We start from the raw sequence: 22,134 nt of genomic DNA on the forward strand, positions 1-22,134 counted from the left end.
GGGACATTGGATGGCGGTAACGGGGATAAACAGCGAGGATCGACTGGTTCAGGCCACCTTCGCCGAGCATCTCGAAACGGTGCTGGGCTGGGAAAACGTCTACGCCTACAATCAGGAGGTGCTCGGGCCGGAGGGCACGCTGGGGCGCAAGGACACGACCGAGGCGGTCCTGACGCGCGACCTGCGCGCGGGCCTCCACCGACTCAACCCCGACTTGCCGGAACCAGCCATCGAAGACGCGATCCGCGCGCTGACCGTCTACGACGTCAGCCGCTCCATGGTGCAGCACAACCGCGATTTCTACCGAATGCTGCGCGGCGGCGTGCCCGTCACCTATCGCGACGCGCAAGGACGCCAGAAATCCGCCCGCGCCAGGGTGATCGACTTCGACAATGCCCCCGGGGCCAACCGCTTCCTCGCCGTGCGCGAGTTGAAGCTGACCGGGATCCGGACGCCCAACTACAACCGCCGCGCCGATCTGGTCTGCTTCGTGAACGGCCTGCCGCTGGTCTTCATCGAGCTGAAGGCCGTCTACAAGAACATCCGGGCGGGGTTCGACGGCAACCTGCGCGACTACATGGACGAAAACGTGATCGCCCATGCGTTCCATCACAACGCCTTCCTGATCGTGTCGAACGGCGACCGCGCCCGCTACGGCTCGATCACCAGCGCGTGGGAGCATTTCAACGAATGGAAGCGGCTCGAGGAGGCGGATGAAGGCAGCGTCGATGCGGAGCGTCTGCTGAATGGCATGCTGGCGCATGACCGTCTGCTCGATCTGGTCGAAAACTTCATCCTGTTCGACGAAAGCAAGGCGGGCGCCGCGCGCAAGGTGGTGGCGAGGAACCATCAGGTGCTGGGCGTTAACCGTGCCGTGGCCTCGGTCGCACGGCAGGAGGCGATCAAGGCCGACATCCCGCCCGGAGAACGCCTGCGGCACCGCGTTGTCGAGTTGCCGCTGGAGCGAAAAGCGCCGACGAAGCGCAGGAAAGGCGAGCAGGCGCTTGTGACGGCGGAAACGGCGCTGCCGTCTTTCATCCCCGAAGGTCCGGTCGACATAATCGAGCGGGCGCACCCCGACCTCGGCCGGTTGGGCGTGTTCTGGCACACGCAGGGCAGCGGCAAGTCCTATTCCATGGCCTTCTTCGCCGAGAAGGTGCGGCGCAAGGTGCCGGGTAATTTCACCTTCCTGCTGATGACCGACCGGAACGATCTCGACAGCCAGATCTACAAGACCTTCGTGGGCTGCGGCATTGCCGGGAACGATACCCCGCGCGCGGCCTCCGGCGATGATCTGGAACGGATCCTGAAGGAGAACAACCAGTACGTCTTCAGCCTGATCCACAAGTTCAACAAGGACGTGGACCCGAAGAAGCCCTACAGCGAGCGCGACGACATCATCGTGATCTCGGACGAGGCGCACCGCACGCAGGCAGGGCGGTTGGCCCGCAACATGCGCCTTGCGCTGCCCAATGCCGCCTTCATCGGCTTCACCGGCACGCCGCTGTTCAAGCAGGACGAAATCACCAAGCGCATCTTCGGCGAATATGTCTCGCGCTACGACTTCAAGCGATCCGAGGAGGACGGCGCTACCGTCAAGCTGGTCTACGAGAACCGGGGCGAGAAGCTGGGTGTCGCCAAGACGGATCTGAACGACCGGATCGCCGAGAAGATCGAGGAGGCGGAACTCGACCCGGATCAGGCGGCGCTCCTCGATAAGCTGCTCGGAAAGGATTACGAGGTCATCACCGCTGATGAGCGGCTCGACAAGATCGCAGCCGATTTCGTGGACCACTGCGCAACGAGGTGGGAATCCGGAAAATCCCTCTTCGTTTGTATCGACAAGATCACCTGCGCCCGGATGCACCAGATGATCATACCGCGATGGCAGGCGAAGGCTGCAGAAGTCAGGGCGGCAGCCGATGCCAAGCAAGCCGAGGCGGATACCACGGCCGACGAAACCATGCGCGCTGTCCTCGCGGAGGAGGCGCAAGTACTGGATGCGCAGGCAACGTGGCTCCAGGAAACCATCGTCGAGATCATCATTAGCGAAGCGCAGAACGAGGTCGCGGACTTCAAGAAATGGGGGTTCGACATCATCCCGCACCGTGCCCTGATGAAGCAGGGTTTCGATACCGGGAATGGCGAACGGATCGATGTCGAGACGGCATTTAAGAACCCCAAGCACCCGTTCCGCGTCGCAATCGTCTGTGCGATGTGGCTGACCGGCTTCGACGTGGAATGCCTGTCGACGCTCTATATCGACAAGCCGATGAAGGCCCACACGCTGATGCAGGCCATAGCGCGCGCGAACAGGGTGTATCCTGGAAAGGATTTCGGCCTGATTGTCGACTACAATGGAATGCTCGCCAGCCTGCGAGCAGCGCTCGCGCAGTACGCGCTCGGTGATGATGGCACAGGCGGAGAAGAGATCATCGCCCCCATCGAGGAGAGGGTGCAGGCACTGCTCGAAGCTATCGAGGCGACCGAGGCGCATCTGAGGAGCCTCGGCTTCGACCCAAGCGTTCTGCTCGGCTCGAAGGGCTTTGTGCGCATCAGGGGTCTGAAGGACGCCGTGGAAGCCGTCTATTCGACGGATGAGTCCAAGCGGCGCTTCGAGATTCTCGCACGGCAGGTGTTCATTCGCTTCAAGGCGCTGCTGATGGAACCCAGCGCTTGGGCATACGCCGAACGACACGACAACATCGAAGCAATCTACAAGAAGCTGACCGAGCGGCGCGACACGGCTGACGTGACAGAGCTGTTGAAGGAGTTGCACCGGATCGTCAACGAAGCCATCCGGACGCAGGCGCCAGGAGACGACCAAGCCGAGGGACTGACCTTCGACCTCAGTCAGATCGATCTTGAGAAGCTGCGTGATGAATTCGCAAAGAAGGTCAGACGCAAAGCGACCGCGCTTCAGGACATTCGAGACATCGTCGAACAGAAACTCGCCGAGATGCTGGCGCGCAATCCCGCAAGAATGGACTATCAGGTGAAGTACGAGGCAATCATCGCCGACTACAATCGGGAGAAAGACCGAACCACCATCGAGGAGACATTCCGTCGACTGGTCGAGCTCGTGAACAGTCTGGACGAGGAACAGAAGCGCGCAACGAAGGAGGGGCTTGGCGAGGATGAACTCGCGCTCTTCGACCTGCTGCTCAAGGATAACCTGGACAAGACGTCTCGTGAGCGGGTGAAGCAGGCGAGCCGCGACCTCTTGGCATCCATAAAGGCGCGCCTGGCTGAGCTCGATCGCTTCTGGGAGAAGGAACAGACCAAGGCAGACGTCGAGGTCTTCATCTTGGACGAAGTCTTCGCAAGTTTGCCGTCACCGCCGTTCACGCCCGATGAAAAGAAAGCGCTTGCGGCAAGCGTCTACGCCCATGTGTGGCAGCAGGCCGTGAACGGTGGCTTCGCGCAGGCGGCCTAGGGCCGTTCGCTGATCGTTCGATCCGGGTTCCAGCGGCTTAGCGAACGGAACTGCGAACCCCGCCCAGTGAGCCCCCACTCTAAGCCTAATGATTTCAGTAGCATGGCGCTCTGAACCGAACCTCGCGCGGTTAATAGGTCCGGAGAATATTGGCCCTGAGAGACTGCTTCCGAGGCTCTTGGCACCGGGGCCGGTTAACTGCCCGTCCCGCATAACCCTCGAAAACAACGGGAAAATCTGGCCGCATCCGGATCGGGAGAACGCTTTCGCGAGGGCAAGTGGCGGAGACGAAGGGATTCGAACCCTCGAGACGGTTTCCCGTCTGCACCCTTAGCAGGGGTGTGCCTTCGACCACTCGGCCACGTCTCCGCTGATCGGTATACCTGCCCGATCCTTGGAAATACAAGGCGAAAAAACGTGGCGTTGTCCCAAGACGAGGTGCGTCCCCAAGCCATTGACGCCGCGCGGCGAACCGAGCGCATTCGCTTTCCGGATCAAGACCTTGGCCGTGCCTTCGCGCGCGTGGATCGCGCGACATATCCTATCTGCTCGCCAAGCCGACAACTGCGTCGCGTCTTGACCCGGGGGATGCAGGCATACCGGAACGGGAGAAATGCATCGCGGTTGGAGACGCCAACCAACCTTTGGTCTGGCGTCATTTTCCTGCGGCTTTGCACCTCGGTCGCGGTTCACATCGCCCAGCCCCAAGCGGTCTCGAAATGCGCGCTTCCTACAGCACCCGGGTCTGCGCGTTGGTGACAGGACCATTCGCAGGACCCGTTGCACCACCCGTTCCGCCCCACGAAGCCTTTGTGCGCAGACCAACGCGGTTTGCCGGCGGGCCACCGGTCTGGAGGATGACGCGCCTTGATCGGTGGACATGCCATAGACCCCGCGATCGGAAAGACCCCCGGGATCGGCGAAATTGGCCAACGAGATAACCACGGCTCACAAACCTTTCCTCGACGGTTCGTGCCAAGCGCGCGCCAGAACGGCGCAAAGGTCCGAACCATGGCAGGCAAACTCCAAGTGGACACCACCGCCGCGGCAAAGAACTAGACCGAGACCATGGTCCGCAGCGGTTTCGAGGGCGTTTCGGCCAACGACTCCGGTATTGGGTCGGCTTATGCCATCCAGAGCCAAGGAGGCACCGTCGCGCCGGATCCGACGCCTTCGGACAGCGCTGTCATCCTGTCCACCGGCAAGGCGATGAGAGGCACCAGCGGCCTGGCAAAGGTCAATGCCGCCGCCGGCACGAGGACCGTGCACAAAACGTCAGGCGATGAAACTCTGACCGAGGATTCCGGGCAGCGGACCCTTGATGCTGTCGTCGGCAAGGAGACCCTCGTGCCGGAGGGTAACACGCTGGCGATGCAGGGCGTGGTCCCGTTCGAAGTGTCCCTGAACCCGGTCAGTGCCGGGTTCTCCGTCGCGCTGACGGCAGCGCTCATCCGGGGCGCGGTCAACACCGTCAAGTTCGGCATCGCGGATGGCGGCGGTGGCTCCTGCGACGGCAACCTGCTGACCGCGGAAACAGCAGCCGGTCCGCGCCGGTTGCCGGGGACGACGGCGCCGTGTTTCGTTGCGGCACCTTGACGGCCGCACCTTCGGGTCCGCGTCCGGTCACGAGCCGGCCCCCGGCACCCCGATGAGCCCTCGGACCACGGCTCGCAACGCCTGCGTTGGGTGGGTCTCTCCGCGCGCCTTATGCCAGGCAACGACGCTCCGGTGAAGATCGCCAGATGCGCCTTCGGAGCACGGCGCATCACCCTGGCTCGCCGCACCACAGACTGTTGCGGCGAGCCCCTCGCGCGACCCTGCTGTTTGACCGGCATCAGATCACGGCCGCCAATGGCGTCCCCTGCGAAAGCTCCCTGCCCTGTCCGGAAACCACGCAATGCTCCGAGCCGAAGGTCCGGAATGCCTTGCTGCGTCTCCTTCGGCACGAGGGACGCGGGCCTGCCGCCCACGTCCATGCGGCGCGTTGCGGCCTAAGGCTCAGGTGTTGAAGAGGAAGTGCAGGACGTCGCCGTCCTTGACCTCGTAGGTCTTGCCCTCGGCGCGCAGCTTGCCCGCGTCGCGCGCCCCGGCCTCGCCCTTGCAGGCCAGGTAGTCGTCGTAGGCGATGGTCTCGGCCCGGATGAAGCCACGCTCGAAGTCGCCGTGGATCACGCCCGCCGCCGCCGGCGCCAGCGTGCCCTTGCGGATCGTCCAGGCGCGGGCCTCCTTCGGCCCCACGGTGAAATAGGTCTGCAATCCCAGCAGCTCGTATCCCGCCTTGATCAAGCGGTCGAGCCCGGCCTCGCTCAGCCCCAGTTCGGTCAGGAACTCGGCGGCCTCGTCCGGCGCCAGCTGGCTGATCTCTTCCTCGATCTTGGCCGAGATCACCACATGCGCATTGCCCTGCGACGCCGCCATCTCGCCTACCTTGGCCGACAAAGCGTTGCCCTCGGCGGCGTCGGCCTCGTCGACGTTGCAGACGTAGAGCACCGGCTTGGCGGTCAGCAGCTGCATCATGCGCCAGGCCTTGCGGTCCTCGTCGGCCACTTCGACCACCCGCGCCGGCTTGCCCTCTTCCAGCACCGCCAGCGCGGCCTTCATCAGGCGTTCCTGCTGGACGGCTTCCTTGTCGCCGCCGCGCACCTTGCGCACGATGTTCTGCAGGCGCTTTTCCAGCGACTCCATGTCGGCGATGATCAGCTCGGTCTCGATGGTCTCGGCGTCGGCCACCGGGTCGACACGACCGTCCACATGCGTCACGTCCGGGTCTTCGAAGCAGCGCAGCACATGGGCGATGGCGTCCACCTCGCGGATGTTGGCCAGGAACTGGTTGCCCAGCCCCTCGCCCTTGGACGCGCCCTTCACCAGGCCCGCGATGTCGACGAAGGTCATGCGCGTCGGGATCACCTGCTTGGACTTGGCGATCGCGGCCAGCGTGTCCAGCCGCGGATCGGGCACCGCCACGTCACCGACGTTGGGTTCGATCGTGCAGAAGGGAAAGTTGGCCGCCTGCGCCGCGGCGGTGCGGGTCAGCGCGTTGAACAGCGTCGACTTGCCCACGTTGGGCAGCCCCACGATTCCCATCCGAAAGCCCATGCGCCCGTCTCCCTCTTGCGTGACGGGCCGCTTCTAGTCGGGCACCGGCATGGGCGCAAGCGGCGTGGACCCCGCACAAACGCAAAACCCCTCTTCCTTGGGGGAAGAGGGGTCAGACGTGCCTTCGGTGGATGAGGGATCAGCCGAAGCGGTTGGGCCCCGGGGTCGGGGGCTGCACAAAGAAATAGATCAGCACGAGAAAGCCGACAAGCGGCACGAGGCCGATCAGCAGCCACCAGCCCGACTTGTCGATGTCATGCAGCCGGCGCACGCCGAGCGCGATGCCCGGAACCAGCGTCGCCAGCGAAAAGATCATGCCCAGGATCGGCATCCCGCCGCCGGCGGTCAGCATGCCGTCCACGACCCCCAGCACCACCGAGACGAGGATGATGGCCAGGAAGGCCCACCAGTATTCGCCGCGGTTCGACCGGCCTTCGAAGTTGATGTAGTTGCTGAAGAATAGCTTGAACGCCTCGACCATGCCGACCTTGCGGTTGTAGCCGCCGGCGGGCATCCTCGTGTCCATTGCCGTATCCATAATTCCGTCTCCTGAAATTCCGTGTGTCCCTTGAGTGGCGCGGATCGTGTTCGCCGCTCCTGGAAAACACTTAAACACCAGTCAGGTTTACCCTCAATGGGGGAATTCCACCACCGAGCCGGGGATCTGCCCGCCGAAGGCGGTCAGCCCGAATGCGCCGCATGGCGCGACAGGATCGCCTGGCCGCAGGTCCAGAACCGCTGCGCCAGCAATCCACCCGCCGCGGCCAGCCCCAGCACCAGGCCAAACCAGATGCCCTCACCGCCCCAGCCCTGCACGAAACCGAAATACCAGGCCGAGGGCATGCCGACGCCCCAGTAGGCGATGGCCGCAATGACCATCGGCACCCGCGTGTCGTGCAACCCGCGCAGCAGGCCAAGGTGGATCACCTGCGCCGCGTCCACTGCCTGGAACAGCGCCGCCATCAGCAGCAGCCCCCGCCCCGCGGCGATGATCGCATCGCGGTCGGGGTCGGCGGGGTCGATGAACAGGCCCATCAGCGTCTCGGGCAGCGCGACGAAGACCGCGATGGTCAGCGCCGCCGCCACGCCGCCCAGCACCAGCACCACCCGCGCGCCGCCCAGCAGGTGCGGCAGATCTCCCCGGCCCAGCGCCGATCCCGCGCGCACGGTGGCCACGTTCGACAGGCCCAACTGGACCGTGAAGGCGGCCGAGACGATCTGGATCGCCACGCCGTGCGCCGCCAGCGGGATGGTCCCCAGCCAGCCCATCATCACAGCCGACCCGGCGAACAATGCGACCTCGGCCAGCGTCGTCAGCCCGATCGGCCAGCCCAGCTGGAACACCCGGCCGAACATGTCCCAGTCCGGCCGCCAGAACCGCACGAACAGGTCATGCTCGGGCAGCACCCGCAGGGCGTAGGCGATCACCAGGCCCAGCGTGACCACCTGCACCAGCACCGAGGCGATGGCCGCCCCGGCGATGCCCAGTTCCGGCGCGCCCCAGTTGCCGAAGATCAGCACGTAGTTGCCCAGGCCATTGGCCAGCGCCGCCACCAGCGTCACCCACAGCACGACCCGCGTGTGTTCCAGCCCGGCGAGGTAGTTCTTCAGCGTGACGACGCCCAGCGCCGGCAAGAGTCCCAGCCCGGCGAACCGCAGGTAGTCCTGCGCCAGCGCCGCGACCTCTTCGGTCTGACCGATGGCGCGCAGGATCGCGCCCGAGTGCCAGAACAACGGCAAGGTCAGCGCGACGTAGATCAGCGACAGCCACAGCGCCATGCGGGTGGCCCGGCGCACCTGCACGTGGTCGTCGCGCGCCGCGTAGGTCGCCACCATCGGCATGATCGCCCAGCCGAAACCGGAGCCGAACAGGAACAAAGTGAAAAAGAACGACCCCGCCAGAGTCAGCGCCGCCAGTTCCGGCACCCCGTACCAGCCCACCATGACCGTATCGGTCAGCCCGATGGCGAATTGCGCCAGGTTGCCGCCGATCAACGGCAGGCCCAGGCGCAGAACGGCGCGGGTGTGGTCGGCGTGGCGGACGGGCTGGGTCATGTTCCGGCCTTACTCAGCGCACCGCCCTGTGACAAGGCCACAGGTGCGCTCTGGAAAGGCCTGTGCTACACTAAAGTATAATACAATTCGTTGGACTCATTTCATGGCAGACCCTGTCGATCCAAGCCGGCTCCTGCCGGACGCCCGGGCCTTTCTTCGGGACCTCGAACTGAACAACAACAGGGCCTGGTTCCAGGCCAACAAGGCGCATTATGACAGTGCGCTGAAACGGCCATCGGAAAAGCTGCTGGCGCAGATTGCCGCCTGGCTGGGCGAAACAGGGGGCACCGTGCCGCGGACCAAGCTGTTCCGCCCGCACCGCGATGTCCGTTTCACCGAGGACAAGACACCCTATCACGCACATCTGCACATGATGTGGTCACTGCCGGACGGGCGTGCCTGGATGCTGGGCATCTCGGGCAGTTACGCCACCGCCGGCGCCGGCCTGATGCGCCTTGAGGACGGCCAGCTGGACCGCTGGCGCGAGGCCGCAGCGTCCGAACGCGGCGAGGCGCTGGAGACCATGGTGCGCGAGGCGGGCTGGCGCGTCGATGCGCCGGCGCTGAAACGGGCGCCACCGCCCTACCCCGCCGATCACCCGCGCGAAGAACTGCTGCGCCACAAGGGGTTCGTCGCCTGGCGCGACAACCTCGAGGACGAGTTGTCCGCCGATCCGGAACAGGCCCTGAAAACGGTGTTTGCCGCATTCGCGCCGCTGATGGACTGGCTGGGCGAGATCGCCTGACCCCGCCCGCCGGGGATGCGCCTAGACCCGCCGCGCTTCGGGGTGCAGCGCCTTGCCCAGGATGTGGTCGGAGCGGTGGATGACGTGATTCGCCCCGCCGACGATCAGCGGGTCGGGATGGCCCACCAGCTTGAAATCCTTGCCGGGATAATCCAGCGTCGACAGGAAATGCCGCATGCAGTTCAGCCGCGCGCGTTTCTTGTCGTCGGACTTGATCACCGTCCAGGGCGCATCGGCGGTGTCGGTATAAAAGAACATCGCCTCCTTGGCCTCGGTGTAGTCGTCCCACTTTCCCAGGCTCGCCATGTCGATCGGCGACAGCTTCCACTGTTTCAGCGGGTCGGTTTCGCGGCTGGCAAAGCGGCGGCGCTGTTCGTCCTGGGTGACCGAGAACCAGTACTTGTAGAGATGGATGCCCGAGCGCACCAGCATCTGCTCGAAGTCGGGCGTCTGGCGCATGAATTCGAGGTAGTCGTTGGGCTCGCAAAAGCCCATCACCCGCTCGACCCCGGCGCGGTTGTACCACGACCGGTCATACAGCACGATCTCGCCCGAGGTGGGCAGGTGCTGGACGTAGCGCTGGAAATACCACTGGCCGCGCTCCTGCTCGGTCGGCTTGTTCAGCGCGACGACGCGGGCGGTCCGCGGGTTCAGGTGCTCGGTGAACCGCTTGATCGTGCCGCCCTTGCCGGCGGCATCGCGGCCTTCGAAGATCAGGACGAACTTCTGCCCGGTGTCCTGCGCCCAGAGCTGCACCTTGAGCAGTTCGGCCTGAAGCCGCGCCTTTTCACGCTCGTACGTCCGCCGCGACAGCCGGTCCACATAGGGGTACTCGCCGCTCTCGAAGGCGCGCCGGATCTCGTCCGAGGTCGGGTGGCGGCGGGTCGAGGCCGGGCGTGCCCCAGTGGGCAGCGGCGCTTGCGGCTCTGTGGTGGCGGTCCTGGCGTCGCCGTCGGCGGGTCCCACCGCAGTCTCCGGGGCCGGAGACACATCGGCGCCGTTTGCGCGCGGCTCGGAAACGTCGGTCGTGTCGAGATTGGCAGTATCGGCTGGCGGCATTGGAAATCCCTTCGCGTTTTTCGTTGCGCGCAGTATGGCACAAAGGGCCGAAACCGTCCTTGCGGCAGGTCAAATGAAGGCCGGGAAACGCCCTCTCGCCCAGTGGCATTGATTTTCCCTGCCCGATCCTGCAAGACGCGAAAGCCCTGATCGGAGTGAGACATGACACGCATCGAATCCACCTTCGCCCGGCTGAAATCCGAAGGCCGCAAGGCCTTTGTTTCCTACATCATGGCCGGGGACCCGGATGTCGAAACCTCGCTGGCGATCATGAAGGGCCTGCCGGCGGCCGGCGTCGACGTGATCGAGCTGGGCCTGCCCTTCACCGATCCGATGGCCGACGGCCCGACCATCCAGTTGGCTGGGCAGCGCGCGCTCGAGGCCAGGATGACGCTGGACAAGACCCTGGCGATGGTGCGCGACTTCCGCGCCGGCGATCCGGACACGCCGATCGTGCTGATGGGCTATTACAACCCGATCTATTCGCGCGGCGTCGACCGCTTCCTGGAACAGGCGCGCGAGGCCGGGATCGACGGGCTGATCATCGTCGACCTGCCGCCCGAAGAGGACGATGAGCTGTGCATTCCCGCGCAGAAGGCCGGGCTGAACTTCATCCGCCTCGCCACGCCGACAACGGACGATCGCCGCCTGCCCAAGGTGATGCAGAACACCTCCGGCTTTGTCTATTACGTGTCGATCACCGGCATCACCGGCGCCGCCGCCGCGCAGGCGACCGATGTCGGGCCCGAAGTGGCCCGCCTCAAGGCCGCCACGGACCTGCCCATCGTGGTGGGTTTCGGCATCCGCACCCCGGAAACCAGCCGCGCCATCGCGCAGGTGGCCGATGGCTGCGTCGTCGGCTCGGCCATCGTGGCCGAGATCGCCTCGGGCAAGCCGGTGGACCAGGTGTTGTCCTTTGTCGCCAGGCTGGCCGAGGGCGCGCATTCCGCCTGAGCCGGAGGCGGTATCTTGGCCTGAGCCGGAGGCGGTGTTCCAACCTGAGCCGGAGGCGGTGTTCCAGCCTTAGCCGGAGGCGATCAATCCGTCCCGAGCGTTGCACTCAGCAGGCGGCCCATGCAGGCCGCCAGCTCCTCGCGCCGGATGGGCTTGGCCACGTGGGCGTCGATGCCCTGCGTCAGGTAGCTGGACACCTGGTGGGTCATCGCGTTGGCGGTCAGCGCAACGATCGGAACCCGCGCCAGGTCGCGCGCGAACTCGACCTGGCGGATCATCGCCGCCGCCTCCAGCCCGTTCATGACCGGCATGTTCACGTCCATCAGGATCAGGTCGTAGGGCGCCGCGCAATGCGCCTCGACCGCGGCGGCCCCGTCGCCGACCATGTCCAGGATCATCCGGTAACGGCGCAACAGCAGGCGCAGGACCCGCTGGTTGGTATCGCTGTCCTCGGCGACCAGCACGCGCCAGCGCCGGGCGCGCAGGACCACCTCCGCCATGTCGGAGCGGTGCGGCGCAGCCGCCGTCCTTGGCCGGGCATCCGCGACCCTCAGACTGGCGACAAAACAGGCCCCGCCCCCCGGCGCCGGCGCATAGACCAGGTCGCCGCCCAGCAGCCGGCAGATGCGTCTCGAGATGGTCAGCCCCAGCCCGGTGCCGCCGAACTTGCGGGTGATCGACGCGTCGGCCTGGGTGAAGGCTTCGAACAGGCGGCCGCGCCGTTCGGGCGGCACGCCGGGGCCGGTGTCGCGCACCTCGACGCGCAGCAGGTCGCCGTCGCGCACCAGGTCGATCTCCACATGGCCGCGCGACGTGAACTTGAGCGCATTTGACAGCAGGTTGATGACCACCTGGCGCAGCCGCGTCGGATCGCTGCACAGCCAGCCGCGCGCCCCCTCGCCCTGCCGCAGCTCCAGGCGCAGGCCCTTGCTCTCGGCGCGCGGCGCGTAGACCCGGAGGATTTCGTGGCACAGCGCGTCGAGGTCGAAATCACGCTCTTCCAGCTCCATCTTGTCGGCTTCGATCTTGGACAGGTCGAGCAGGTCGTTCAACAGCTCCAGCAGCGACAGGCCGCAGTTCTGGATGATCTCGGCCATCTCGCGCTGTTCACGCGGCAGATCGCATTCCGCCAGCGCGGTGGCCATGCCCAGCACCCCGTTCAGCGGAGTCCGGATCTCGTGGCTGATCATGGCGAGGAAGCCGCTCTTGGCGGCGCTGGAGGATTCCGCGGCGGTCTTGGCGCGCTCCAGTTCCAGCGTGCGGTCGCGCACCGCCTGTTCCAGCGCCTGCGCCTGCACCTTCAGTTCGGCGTTGGCCTCGAACAACGCGCGGCTTTTCGCCTCCAGCAGGCGTTCGGCCTCCTTGCGCGCCTGCCGCTCCCGTTCGTAGCGGCGACGCGAGACGCTGTCATCGCCCGCGCTGCGCGGGACCGTCCCCATGCCTCATCGCTCCAGCCGGACGTCAAAGACGGCCTCGCGGTCAGACGCCTGCTCCACCGTGATGCGGGCCGGTTGCCCGAAGTGGCCGACGCAGGCTTCGACCATCCCGTGGCAGAAGGCCGCCAGCGGCCGTTCGGACCGGTAGATCATCTCCAGCCGGTCAGCGCCATGGCGGCGGGTCCGGAACACCGGCAGCTCCGCGTCCGGGTAGAGCTTGCGCACCTCCACGTGAACCTCGGTCTCGATCGCATCCAGCATGTCCAGCGCCGTCGCCTTGTCGCGAAAGAACTCCGGGTAGCTGTCGACAAAGCGCCGGTGCATCCAGACACCGAACCGGCGTTGAAGATCGGCGTCGGGCACGCCGGTCGCCTCGCCCAGCGCCGAGACGATCTGCAACAGTTCGGAGCAGGGGTAGTGCCCGACCGCCGTGTAGACCCCGCCCGAGCCAAGATCGAGCCGGTCAAGGATCGCGTCGACGGCCTCTTCGCCGACCGCCGTTTCTGCCATTTCCAGCAGTTCCGTGAACACGATGCCCTTCATCCCGGCGCTCCGACTGACTTCCGCACTCCGCGATAGCGCAATGCGGTGAACGCGGGCTTAAAAGTCGCATTGCGCCAACCAGGCTTCATTGGTAATCGAACCTTACCAATTTCAACAGAAGGCTGTCCCCATGCCCGTCATTGCCGAAATCGAGGACCTCAAGCGCCTGTACCGCCGCCGGGTCCCGAAGATGTTCTACGACTATTGCGAGTCAGGCAGCTGGTCCGAGCAGACCTTTCGGGAAAATTCTTCGGATTTCGACAAGATCTACCTGCGCCAGCGGGTCGCCGTGGACATGGCGGGGCGCTCGACGAAAACGCAGATGATCGGCCAGGACGTGTCCATGCCGGTGGCGCTGGCGCCGGTCGGGCTGACCGGGATGCAGCACTTCGACGGCGAGATCAAGGCCGCCCGCGCGGCCGAAACCTTTGGCGTGCCCTACTGCCTGTCGACGATGTCGATCTGCTCCATCGAAGATGTCGCCGCCAACACCTCCAAGCCGTTCTGGATGCAGGTCTACACGCTGAAGGACAACGCCTTCATGCAGAACCTGTTCGACCGGGCGAAAGAGGCGAAATGCTCGGCGGCGGTCATCACCGTTGACCTGCAACTTCTGGGCCAGCGCCACAAGGACGTCAAGAACGGCCTCTCCGCCCCGCCCAAGCTGACGCCCGCCTCGGTCGCCAACATGATGACCAAGGTGCAGTGGGGCCTTGGCATGTTGCAGACCAAGCGGCGGTTTTTCGGCAACATCGTCGGCCATGCCAAGGGGGTGACCGATCCCTCCTCGCTGTCGACCTGGACGGCGGAAAGCTTTGACCAGTCGCTGAACTGGGACCGCATCCGCGAGTTCCGCAAGATGTGGGACGGCCCGCTGATCATCAAGGGCATCATGGACCCGCGCGACGCGCGGGAGGCCTGCAACGTGGGCGCCGACGCGATCGTCGTCTCCAACCACGGCGGCCGGCAGCTGGACGGCGCGCTGTCATCCATCCGCGCGCTGGAGCCGATCGTGGATGCCGTCGGCGACAAGATCGAGATCCACATGGACGGCGGCGTACGCTCGGGCCAGGACGTGTTGAAGGCGCGCGCGCTGGGGGCCAAGGGCGTCTGGATCGGCCGCGCCTACGTCTACGGCCTGGGCGCGATGGGCCAGCAGGGCGTGACCCGCGCGCTGGAGGTCATCCACAAGGAGCTGGAGCTGTCCATGGCGCTGTCCGGCCGGACCGACATCGAGAAGGTGGACCGCGATATCCTGATGGTGCCCAAGGGCTTCGCCGGCGACTGGAGCTGACACCCCGGATTAACCGACTGTTAACAAAAGAAATGTTTCGCACGCGAAACACCCCGCCGGGTCACTTGGCGGGGATAGCGCCCCTGGTGGCGGCGCGCGCCGCCATCGGCACCAGCACCAGCGGCACCACCAGCATCAGCCCGCCCACCACGGTAAACGACGCGGCCAGGCCAAAGGCTTCGGACAGACCGCCCATCAACGGCGGGCCGACGAAGAACCCGGCGTAGCCCATCACCGCCACCCGGCTGATCGCCAGCGCCTTGTGTTCCGACGGCACCAGCCGCCCGCACCAGGAAAACGCCATCGGCGCCACCACCGACACGCCGAACCCCAGCACGGCAAAGCCGATGTAGGCCACGGCCAGCCCCGGCGCCCAGGCCGCCACGACCGCGCCCACGGCGGTCATCACCGCCGCGCCGCGCAGCATGACCGCCTCGGACACCCGCTGCGCCACCATCTGCCCGCCAAAGCGGCCCGCCGCCATGGTCAGCCCCAGGATCGCCGGACCCAGCGCCCCGGCCGCCGCCCCCGCGCCCAGGCCGCGTTCGAGGTGCAGCGCCGACCAGCCCTCGGTCCCCTGCTCGGCCATGAAACCCAGCAGCACGATCAGCCCCAGCGGCGCCAGCAGCGCCCAGGACAGCGGGGCGGCGGGCAGCGCATCGGCGGCGCGCGGCGTCTCGCGCACCGGTGCGCGCGCCATCTGCACGCAGAGCGCCAGCACCGGCACCCCCAGCGCGGCAAAGACCATGAAGGGCGTCCACCCCGCCTCGCGCGCCAGCCCCGTGGCCAGCGCCGAGACCGCGTAGCCGATGGAAAACAGCCCGTGGTTGAGGTTCATCAGGGACCGCCGGCTCTGCTCTTCCAGCATCGACAGGCGGGCGTTCATGGTCACGTCCAGCGTGCCCGAGGCCATCGCAGCGCCCATCATGCACAGCGCAAAGACCACGCCATCCGGCGCCAACCCCGGCAACAGGAAGGCCGCAGCCATCGCCAGCCCCGCCAGAGGCAGGTCACGCGCGCCCAGACGGCGCTGCACCAGCGGCGCCAGCCACATGGCCATCACCGCCCCGACCGCCGAGACCAGCATGGCCAGGCCGAATTCGCCATCGGTCAGCCCGACCTGCGGCTTGAGATCGGGCACAAGCGCGGCAAAGGCGCCCCAGTACAGCCCCACGGCAACGAAACCGGCGGCGGGGCCCCGGCTGATATAGAGATCACGCAGCATGACCCCCGGGTGGCACGCCGCGCAGGCGCCGTCCAGCGGGAAACGACATCGCGGCAACGCGGGCCCAGAATCGCCTTGCCAACCTGGGCGATCCGGTTTAGGCGCTCAGGCCTCAACGCGGGGTGACAGCCTTGGAGGCACCCTGCCCTGATCATATGGAGAAACAACATGGCTGGTGAGATTCCTGATCTCAAGGCCCTGGAACGGACGGGGACAGGCAAGGGCGCCGCTCGTCAGGCCCGCCGCGCGGGCATGGTTCCGGGCATCGTTTTCGGTGGCGAGAAAGAGCCGCTGCCGATCCAGATCCCGTTCAACGTGCTGCTCAAGCGCCTCAAGCAGGGCCGCTTCAAGTCCACGCTGTTCAACCTGCAGGTCGAAGGCCAGGAGGACGTGCGCGTCATCTGCCGCGACGTGCAGCGCGACGTGGTCAAGGACCTGCCGACGCATGTCGATTTCATGCGCCTGCGCCGCACCACCAAGGTCACGCTCTACATCCCGGTCGAGTTCATCAACGAAGACGAAGCCCCCGGCCTGCGCCGCGGCGGCGTGCTGACCGTGGTGCGCCCCGAAGTCGAGCTGCTGGTGACCGCGGGTGACATTCCCGAGAAGATCACCGTCGACCTCACCGGCCTCAAGATCGGCGACATCGTCCACATCAACGACGTGACGCTGCCCGAAGGCACCAAGGCGACGATCGACCGGAACTTTGTCATCGCCAACATCTCGGCTCCGTCGGGCCTGCAGTCGCAGGACAACGAAGCGGCCGAAGAAGCCGCGGCCGACGAGGGCGACGAAGACTGAGTTTGCCGGACCGTTCCGGAAATCGGACCCCCTGCCCATCGGGCGGGGGGTTTTCGTTTGTGCCGCGCGGCACGTCGCGTCAGGCGTTCAGCACCTGCACCGCCTCGAAGATCTCCAGCTCCGGCGGCGCCAGGTACATGTGTGCCGAGCTTTTCGCCCCGCCATGCGCGGCGCGAAACGCCTCGGAGCGGGTCCAGGCGGTGAAACTCGCCGCGTCCTTCCACAGCGTGTGCGAGGCATAGAGAACGTGGTCGTCCCCCTCCGGCCCCCGCATCAGCGCGAAACTGCGAAAGCCCGGCACCGTCTTGAGGTGACTGTCGCGGCTCTTCCACAGCTCCTCAAAGGCTTCGGCCTCGGATTTGACCACCTTGAAGCGGTTCATGGTGAGGTACATTCCGCTCTCCCGTTGTGAATGATGCCCGCTCTGGCCTAGATAGGGCGGCAGGCAGGATCCCGGAGGACACAGTGCAGATATTCGTTGGTCTCGGCAATCCCGGCACGAAATACGCGGGCAACCGGCACAACATCGGCTTCATGGCGGTGGAGCGGATCGCCGAGGAACACGGCTTTGGCCCGTGGAAGGCGCGGTTCCAGGGCCAGTGCGCCGAAGGCCGGCTGGGCGACGACAAGGTGCTGCTGCTCAAGCCCGAGACCTACATGAACCTGTCCGGCCAGTCGGTGGGCGAGGCGATGCGGTTCTACAAGCTGGAACCGGGCGACGTGACGGTGTTCCACGACGAGCTGGACCTTGCCCCGGGCAAGTGCAAGGTCAAGATGGGTGGCGGGCACGCGGGGCACAACGGGCTGCGGTCGATCCACGCCCACATCGGCGAGGCGTACCGCCGCGTGCGGCTGGGCATCGGCCATCCCGGCCGCAAGGAGCTGGTGGCGGCCTATGTGCTGCACGATTTCCACAAGGCGGACCAGGACTGGCTGGACGACCTGCTGCGCGGGATCGCGGACGGCGCGCCGCAGCTGGCCGATGGCGATGCGGGCAAGTTCATGAACGCCGTCGCGCTGCGCACCGCGCCGCCCCGGTCGTCCAGGACCCCTGCGAAGGCGCCGGAGACGCCGCCTGACGCCGCCTCGGAGCCACCAACGGAAGCCTCCCCGCCCCGCTCTCCGCTACAACGGCTGGCCGACAAGTTCCGATCATGAAACGCTGGCTCACCCTCGTGCCGCTGGTGCTGCTGGCCGGGGTGGCCGGGGTTGGCGTCAGCTACCGCGAGCCGCTGATGCGGCTGGGCGCGACGGTGACGCTGTTCGACGAGGACAGTATCGTCCAGAACTTCAGCCACATGGACCGGCTGTTCGAGTCGGTGCCGATCCCGGTCCACACCACGGCTGTCCCGCTGCCCACGGGCCCCGCGATGGCGCTGCCGGGTGACTGGCAGGACTGGCTGGTGCGGCGCGCGGTGACCGGCGTGATCGTGCTGAAACAGGGCGCGGTCGTGCACGAAAGCTATCGCCTTGGCACCGGCCCCGAGGATCTGCGCATCTCGTGGTCGATCGCAAAATCCTACCTCTCGGCGCTGGTGGGGATCGTTCATGCGCAGGGCAAGATCGCCAGCCTCGACGATCCGGTGACGACCTACGCGCCCCGACTGAAAGGCACCGCCTATGACGGGGCGACGTTGCGCAACGTGTTGCAGATGTCCACCGGGGTCGTCTTTGACGAGGATTACCTGGATTTCTGGAGCGACATCAACAAGATGGGGCGCGTTCTTGCGCTGGGCGGGTCGATGGACGGATTTGCCGCCGACCTGACCGAGACGGACACCCCGCCGGGCACGGCCTGGCGCTACGTCTCGATCGACACGCATGTGCTGTCGATGGTGGTGCGCGGCGCGACTGGGCAGCCCCTGCCGGACCTGCTGGCCGAAGAACTGCTGGACCCCATGGGGACAGTCGGAAAACCCTATTATCTGACAGACGGTTACGGCGTGGCCTTCGCGCTGGGTGGTCTGAACATGACGCTGCGCGACTATGCCCGGCTGGGCGAGATGTTCCGCGATGGCGGGCGGATCGAGGGCCGCCAGGTGGTGCCCGAGGCCTGGGTGATCGAAAGCACGACGCCTTCGGCCCGGACCGACCCCGGCAAGCTGAAGTACGGTTACCAGTGGTGGATGCCCGCCGATGCCCGCGCCGGTGAATTCATGGCGCGTGGCATCTATGGGCAATATGTTTATATCGACAGGCAGAGCGGCACGGTCGTGGCCGTGACCGCGGCAGACCTGCACTTTCGCGAGGCCGGCGCATTCGACGACGCGTTGCAGATGTTCCGCCGTCTCGCGGCGTTGTGACAGAGGATCGGATAACATGAAGAAAGACCCTTCTTCCAACGTTCTGGGCGGCAAACTTGAAGTCTGCTCGCAGAAGCCTCTGACCGGGTTCTTTCGCGACGGGCACTGCAACACCTGCGCCGAGGACCGCGGCAGCCATACCGTCTGCGCGGTCATGACGGCCGAGTTCCTGGCCTTTTCCAAGTATGTCGGCAACGACCTGTCGACGCCGCGGCCGGAATTCCAGTTCGCCGGGCTGAAACCGGGCGACCAGTGGTGCCTCTGCGCCGCGCGCTTTCTCCAGGCGCACAACGAGGGCTGCGCGCCGAAGGTGAACCTGGCCGCAACCCACGCGCGCGCGCTGGATATCGTGCCGCTGGACGTTCTCGAAGCCAACGACATCGCGGCCGGGGACTGATCGCCGGGTCACGGTCCGGTCCAGTGACGTTCACGGCGATGTCAGCGATGTTTGGCAAGAATTTACCGATCGTTAACTCTTATCCGATTACAACATAAGGACAGGCTGGTTGCCTCTCAAACGCCCTGCCACTTAAGGCAAGGCAATCTATCCCCAGACTTTTCCTCCGGTCCGGGGCCCCACTCACGAAACTGCCGCCCCGGTTTCCCGGAGCGGCTTTTTCGTGTCTCGCAGGTCAGTCGCGCAGCCGCGCGATGTCCTGCAGCAGGCCCTGCGTCCCGTTGTGCACGGTCAGGTGATCCACCTTCGCGGCGATGGCCTCGAGCGCCTCCAGTTCCTTGAGCCGCAGCATTACGGGGTTGTTCTCCATCACCTTGGCGGTGTTCAGAAGCGACCGCATCGCGTTCGTTTCCTCGCGCCGCAGGATCACGTTGGCCTCGGCCGCCTTTTCGGCCTCGACCACACGGTTCAGGATCTCGCGGATCTCGCCGGGCAGGATCACGTCCTTGAGGGCGATTTCCTGCAGTTCGATCCCGATCCGGGCCATCTCGGCCCGCAGGGTTTCCCCCGCCTCGACGTCCACGGCCCCCTTTTCGGCCAGCAGCTGGTCCAGCGTCAGCGCCCCCAGGCGCCGGCGGAAGACCAGTTGCACCGCGCGGTGCAGCGCCTCCTCGAAGTCGGTCACCGTGGTCACCGCAAGCTCGGGGTCGGTCACGCGGTAGACCGCCGTCAGGTTGACCCGGATCGTCACGCGGTCCCTGGTCAGGATCTCCTGCCCGGCGACCTCGTGCGCCCGCTGGCGCAGGTCCACCAGCTTGACCGTCGCGGCGGGGCGCTGCGCCCAGAAGGCATGCACCCCCGGCGCCAGCCGGCCCGCCAGCACCCCGTCAAGGAACAGCATCCCGACCATCCCGTCCGGCACCCGCAGCGTGGTCAGCGCCCGCGACAGGCCCGCCTGTTCCAGACGCCGCGCCAGCGTGGGCGCCACGCGGGGCTGCTCGGCCAGGTCGAAGCGTTCGACCGTGAAGGGCCCCGCGTCGGTCCAGTAGACCACCCGCTCTTCGGGAAAGAGCACCTCGACGGGCCGTCCGTCCCGCGCGACCACGGCGACCTCGCCGGGTGCGGTGCGCACTTCGGTCAGGTGCCCCTCGGCCAGGTCGGGCCGGGTGCGGAACAGCGCCCGGTCGTAGGTCGAGGTGAAGCGGAGACGCTCGATGCTGTGCAGTTCGCGCGTGCTGTCGTCGCGGCGGATCAAGTGGTCCCCGGGGCCAAGCAGCGCGTCGAACCGCCCGTTGACGAGGACGAGCATGCGCTCGTTCTCGGACAGGGTGATGCGTTCGCGCCCGGCCAGGGTCCGGGCTATTCGGATCAGCACGTTGGTCATCTCATGTCTCCTTCTTCGTCGCGCCTATCGTCGTCGCAATGCGATGTTCCTTTGGTTGCAGAGGGTTGGAGGCAGCAATGCCCCGCAGGTGTAAAGGGGTGAGCCCGGAACGCCCCCCTGCCGCGACCGCGGGCGGGAGACCGGCGAGAGGGGCGCGGAGCCCCGGCGCGCCACCGCCCCGAGGGGCGCGCAGCGGACCGGAACCCGGTGGAACCGTCATCCGGCGCTCCGGACCATGGCCGGAGCAGGCGAAGCCCGTGCCGCCCCCCGCCCGTTGCCGGACAAGGGTTGGCTGGGGCCCCTCCTGCGGAGGACGCCCCGGACCCGTGAAGTTTGGACCGCTTTCGCGGACCGGCGTTTAAGGCCGGCGCCCCCATGAGGGACGTTTGGAGCAAAAGGCAGGAGTCGAACCTGCTACACTTCGGTTAACAGCCGAATGCTCTTCCCATGAGCTACGTTTGCGGTGTGACACTGGAGGGATTCGAACCCCCGACCGGCAGGCAAAGGCCCGCTGCTCTACCAGGCTGAGCTACAACGTCGACCCGGGGTCCGGACAGGCCCTGGCATACAGGAACGGCAGTGCCGACTGCACCGGGGGAGGTTTGGAAGCTCCGCCCGCTAGGGTCCGATCCATGATGGCCGGGACTGCTGGATAGCCGGGGTTGGGTGACTCGCTCCAGTCAGGAATTCCTGCCCCTGCGGCCGCGTGTCGCGCGCGCAACAATATTACGCATCAAGGCAACAAATGCAAAGATACGTGGCGGATGCCCGATCTTTTGTGGCGTTCAAAGTGATTGCGGATTTGCGGAAATTGCCGGTTTTGAGGGCGGGTCCGGGACGCTGTCCGGCTCGGCCTCCGGCTCCGGTGGGCTCATGATCCGGAGTTCGGGGGCCGGGGTGACCCCGGGCAGGGCATCGCCCATCAGCTCGTCGATGAACAGGCTGAGCAGTTGCGGCCGCCCGCTGACCTGGGCCTTGCGGTAGATCGCGTTGGTCTGCGCCTTGACGGTGCCTTCGGAGGTGGACCGCAGACCGGCGATCTCGGAGATCGACAGGCCCTTGATCGCGAACAGGGCGACATCCCGCTCTGCCGGGGTCAGCCGCCAGGCGGTGAACTTTTCGTCCAGCACCTGCATGAAGGCGCCGGACGCCACGCGCAGGCTGGCCTCGGCGCTGCGTTGGCGGCGCAGAGACTGGCGCAACAGGAGGCCGCTGGCCACGACGCCGAACAGCAGGCCCAGGATGGCGCCGACCTCGACCAGTTCGACCAGCGCCCAGGAGACCGGCTCAAACCGCAGCGCAAAGACCGAAGCGATGACTTCACGCAGCAGGAAGCCGCCGCACAACAGCTGCAAGGCCATGAGCAGGGCGAAGATCGCCGAAGCCTTCACCGGGCCGCTCCGATG

At 66.2% G+C, this 22,134-nt stretch carries 19 protein-coding genes and 3 tRNA genes; 9 read left to right on the top strand and 13 right to left on the bottom strand.

Translation table 11 applies throughout. From position 1 onward, the window contains the following. Nucleotides 1-10 precede the first annotated feature (10 nt). Nucleotides 11-3,436 carry a type I restriction endonuclease subunit R gene (locus MAA8898_RS16370; RefSeq protein WP_094022104.1) on the top strand — a complete coding sequence of 1,142 codons (3,426 nt, stop codon included), beginning with the start codon at nt 11-13 and terminating at the stop codon, nt 3,434-3,436. A gap of 279 nt (nt 3,437-3,715) precedes the next feature. On the opposite strand, the gene MAA8898_RS16375 is transcribed toward MAA8898_RS16370, so the two are convergent. Continuing rightward, nucleotides 3,716-3,805: transfer RNA gene (locus MAA8898_RS16375), tRNA-Ser, on the bottom strand. Nucleotides 3,806-4,504: 699 nt separating this feature from the next. On the opposite strand from MAA8898_RS16375, the gene MAA8898_RS16380 reads away from it, so the two are divergent. After that, nucleotides 4,505-5,032: a hypothetical protein gene (locus MAA8898_RS16380; RefSeq protein ID WP_094022105.1), complete on the top strand. Its 528-nt coding sequence runs from the start codon at nt 4,505-4,507 to the stop codon at nt 5,030-5,032. A gap of 402 nt (nt 5,033-5,434) precedes the next feature. Here MAA8898_RS16380 and ychF read toward each other — a convergent pair whose 3' ends face one another. From ychF to MAA8898_RS16395, 3 genes are all read right to left on the bottom strand, one after another. After that, a complete protein-coding gene (ychF, locus tag MAA8898_RS16385; RefSeq protein ID WP_094022106.1) occupies nt 5,435-6,532 on the bottom strand; it encodes a redox-regulated ATPase YchF in 1,098 nt (365 codons plus the stop codon). A 139-nt stretch (nt 6,533-6,671) separates the two neighbouring features. Next, a complete protein-coding gene (locus MAA8898_RS16390; protein ID WP_094022107.1) occupies nt 6,672-7,070 on the bottom strand; it encodes a DUF805 domain-containing protein in 399 nt (132 codons plus the stop codon). A 143-nt stretch (nt 7,071-7,213) separates the two neighbouring features. Further along, complete coding sequence (locus MAA8898_RS16395; RefSeq protein WP_094022108.1) at nt 7,214-8,587, bottom strand: MATE family efflux transporter; 1,374 nt, start codon at nt 8,585-8,587, stop codon at nt 7,214-7,216. Nucleotides 8,588-8,690: 103 nt separating this feature from the next. On the opposite strand from MAA8898_RS16395, the gene MAA8898_RS16400 reads away from it, so the two are divergent. Further along, nucleotides 8,691-9,332 (top strand): TIGR02453 family protein, encoded by a 642-nt coding sequence (locus tag MAA8898_RS16400; RefSeq protein WP_094022109.1) that lies wholly within the window; start codon nt 8,691-8,693, stop codon nt 9,330-9,332. A 21-nt stretch (nt 9,333-9,353) separates the two neighbouring features. Here MAA8898_RS16400 and ppk2 read toward each other — a convergent pair whose 3' ends face one another. Continuing rightward, nucleotides 9,354-10,391 (bottom strand): polyphosphate kinase 2, encoded by a 1,038-nt coding sequence (ppk2, locus tag MAA8898_RS16405; RefSeq protein ID WP_094022110.1) that lies wholly within the window; start codon nt 10,389-10,391, stop codon nt 9,354-9,356. A gap of 162 nt (nt 10,392-10,553) precedes the next feature. Here ppk2 and trpA point away from each other — a divergent pair, with 162 nt between their 5' ends. Then, nucleotides 10,554-11,345 (top strand): tryptophan synthase subunit alpha, encoded by a 792-nt coding sequence (trpA, locus tag MAA8898_RS16410; RefSeq protein ID WP_094022111.1) that lies wholly within the window; start codon nt 10,554-10,556, stop codon nt 11,343-11,345. 83 nt (nt 11,346-11,428) lie between these two features. Here trpA and MAA8898_RS16415 read toward each other — a convergent pair whose 3' ends face one another. Further along, nucleotides 11,429-12,784, bottom strand: coding sequence for an ATP-binding protein (locus MAA8898_RS16415; protein WP_094022112.1), 1,356 nt, complete (start codon nt 12,782-12,784; stop codon nt 11,429-11,431). Between the two features lie 3 nt (nt 12,785-12,787). Beyond that, nucleotides 12,788-13,324, bottom strand: coding sequence for a heme NO-binding domain-containing protein (locus MAA8898_RS16420; protein ID WP_094022113.1), 537 nt, complete (start codon nt 13,322-13,324; stop codon nt 12,788-12,790). 130 nt (nt 13,325-13,454) lie between these two features. Between MAA8898_RS16420 and MAA8898_RS16425 the strand changes: the two genes are divergently transcribed. Continuing rightward, complete coding sequence (locus MAA8898_RS16425) at nt 13,455-14,618, top strand: alpha-hydroxy acid oxidase (protein WP_094022114.1); 1,164 nt, start codon at nt 13,455-13,457, stop codon at nt 14,616-14,618. Between the two features lie 61 nt (nt 14,619-14,679). Here the strand turns inward: MAA8898_RS16425 and MAA8898_RS16430 are convergent, their stop codons facing one another. Continuing rightward, the gene (locus MAA8898_RS16430; RefSeq protein ID WP_094022115.1) at nt 14,680-15,843 is read right to left on the bottom strand and encodes an MFS transporter; all 1,164 of its coding nucleotides are present in this window, start codon (nt 15,841-15,843) and stop codon (nt 14,680-14,682) included. 168 nt (nt 15,844-16,011) lie between these two features. Between MAA8898_RS16430 and MAA8898_RS16435 the strand changes: the two genes are divergently transcribed. Continuing rightward, a complete protein-coding gene (locus tag MAA8898_RS16435) occupies nt 16,012-16,644 on the top strand; it encodes a 50S ribosomal protein L25/general stress protein Ctc (protein ID WP_094022116.1) in 633 nt (210 codons plus the stop codon). 79 nt (nt 16,645-16,723) lie between these two features. On the opposite strand, the gene hmuQ is transcribed toward MAA8898_RS16435, so the two are convergent. Next, nucleotides 16,724-17,038 carry a heme-degrading protein HmuQ gene (hmuQ, locus tag MAA8898_RS16440; RefSeq protein ID WP_094022117.1) on the bottom strand — a complete coding sequence of 105 codons (315 nt, stop codon included), beginning with the start codon at nt 17,036-17,038 and terminating at the stop codon, nt 16,724-16,726. Between the two features lie 71 nt (nt 17,039-17,109). On the opposite strand from hmuQ, the gene pth reads away from it, so the two are divergent. Genes pth through MAA8898_RS16455 form a run of 3 tightly spaced genes read left to right on the top strand, consistent with a single transcriptional unit; the run spans nt 17,110 to nt 19,344 of the window. Next, nucleotides 17,110-17,802, top strand: coding sequence for an aminoacyl-tRNA hydrolase (gene pth / locus MAA8898_RS16445; protein ID WP_094022118.1), 693 nt, complete (start codon nt 17,110-17,112; stop codon nt 17,800-17,802). Beyond that, nucleotides 17,799-18,947, top strand: a complete 1,149-nt coding sequence (locus tag MAA8898_RS16450) for a serine hydrolase domain-containing protein (RefSeq protein ID WP_094022119.1) — start codon at nt 17,799-17,801, stop codon at nt 18,945-18,947. The genes pth and MAA8898_RS16450 overlap by 4 nt, the downstream gene beginning before the upstream one ends. 16 nt (nt 18,948-18,963) lie before the next feature. After that, nucleotides 18,964-19,344, top strand: coding sequence for a DUF2237 family protein (locus MAA8898_RS16455; RefSeq protein WP_094022120.1), 381 nt, complete (start codon nt 18,964-18,966; stop codon nt 19,342-19,344). Between the two features lie 235 nt (nt 19,345-19,579). On the opposite strand, the gene MAA8898_RS16460 is transcribed toward MAA8898_RS16455, so the two are convergent. The 4 genes from MAA8898_RS16460 to MAA8898_RS16475 all read right to left on the bottom strand — a co-directional run bounded on the left by MAA8898_RS16460 (nt 19,580) and on the right by MAA8898_RS16475 (nt 22,119). After that, complete coding sequence (locus MAA8898_RS16460) at nt 19,580-20,728, bottom strand: slipin family protein (protein ID WP_094022121.1); 1,149 nt, start codon at nt 20,726-20,728, stop codon at nt 19,580-19,582. 387 nt (nt 20,729-21,115) lie between these two features. Beyond that, nucleotides 21,116-21,190 (bottom strand) — tRNA-Asn (locus MAA8898_RS16465). 4 nt (nt 21,191-21,194) lie between these two features. After that, nucleotides 21,195-21,267: transfer RNA gene (locus tag MAA8898_RS16470), tRNA-OTHER, on the bottom strand. A 246-nt stretch (nt 21,268-21,513) separates the two neighbouring features. Beyond that, nucleotides 21,514-22,119, bottom strand: coding sequence for a helix-turn-helix transcriptional regulator (locus MAA8898_RS16475; protein WP_306456461.1), 606 nt, complete (start codon nt 22,117-22,119; stop codon nt 21,514-21,516). Nucleotides 22,120-22,134 lie beyond the last annotated feature (15 nt).

This window comes from Antarctobacter aquimaris (assembly GCF_900184945.1).
Taxonomy (GTDB): Bacteria; Pseudomonadota; Alphaproteobacteria; order Rhodobacterales; family Rhodobacteraceae; genus Maliponia; species Maliponia aquimaris.

Coding starts and splice junctions, on each gene's coding strand:
- MAA8898_RS16370 (WP_094022104.1), top strand. CDS start 11: ATGGCGGTAACGGGGATAAACAGCGAGGATCGACTGGTTCAGGCCACC.
- MAA8898_RS16380 (WP_094022105.1), top strand. CDS start 4,505: ATGGTCCGCAGCGGTTTCGAGGGCGTTTCGGCCAACGACTCCGGTATT.
- ychF (WP_094022106.1), bottom strand. CDS start 6,532: ATGGGCTTTCGGATGGGAATCGTGGGGCTGCCCAACGTGGGCAAGTCG.
- MAA8898_RS16390 (WP_094022107.1), bottom strand. CDS start 7,070: ATGGATACGGCAATGGACACGAGGATGCCCGCCGGCGGCTACAACCGC.
- MAA8898_RS16395 (WP_094022108.1), bottom strand. CDS start 8,587: ATGACCCAGCCCGTCCGCCACGCCGACCACACCCGCGCCGTTCTGCGC.
- MAA8898_RS16400 (WP_094022109.1), top strand. CDS start 8,691: ATGGCAGACCCTGTCGATCCAAGCCGGCTCCTGCCGGACGCCCGGGCC.
- ppk2 (WP_094022110.1), bottom strand. CDS start 10,391: ATGCCGCCAGCCGATACTGCCAATCTCGACACGACCGACGTTTCCGAG.
- trpA (WP_094022111.1), top strand. CDS start 10,554: ATGACACGCATCGAATCCACCTTCGCCCGGCTGAAATCCGAAGGCCGC.
- MAA8898_RS16415 (WP_094022112.1), bottom strand. CDS start 12,784: ATGGGGACGGTCCCGCGCAGCGCGGGCGATGACAGCGTCTCGCGTCGC.
- MAA8898_RS16420 (WP_094022113.1), bottom strand. CDS start 13,324: ATGAAGGGCATCGTGTTCACGGAACTGCTGGAAATGGCAGAAACGGCG.
- MAA8898_RS16425 (WP_094022114.1), top strand. CDS start 13,455: ATGCCCGTCATTGCCGAAATCGAGGACCTCAAGCGCCTGTACCGCCGC.
- MAA8898_RS16430 (WP_094022115.1), bottom strand. CDS start 15,843: ATGCTGCGTGATCTCTATATCAGCCGGGGCCCCGCCGCCGGTTTCGTT.
- MAA8898_RS16435 (WP_094022116.1), top strand. CDS start 16,012: ATGGCTGGTGAGATTCCTGATCTCAAGGCCCTGGAACGGACGGGGACA.
- hmuQ (WP_094022117.1), bottom strand. CDS start 17,038: ATGTACCTCACCATGAACCGCTTCAAGGTGGTCAAATCCGAGGCCGAA.
- MAA8898_RS16450 (WP_094022119.1), top strand. CDS start 17,799: ATGAAACGCTGGCTCACCCTCGTGCCGCTGGTGCTGCTGGCCGGGGTG.
- MAA8898_RS16455 (WP_094022120.1), top strand. CDS start 18,964: ATGAAGAAAGACCCTTCTTCCAACGTTCTGGGCGGCAAACTTGAAGTC.
- MAA8898_RS16460 (WP_094022121.1), bottom strand. CDS start 20,728: ATGACCAACGTGCTGATCCGAATAGCCCGGACCCTGGCCGGGCGCGAA.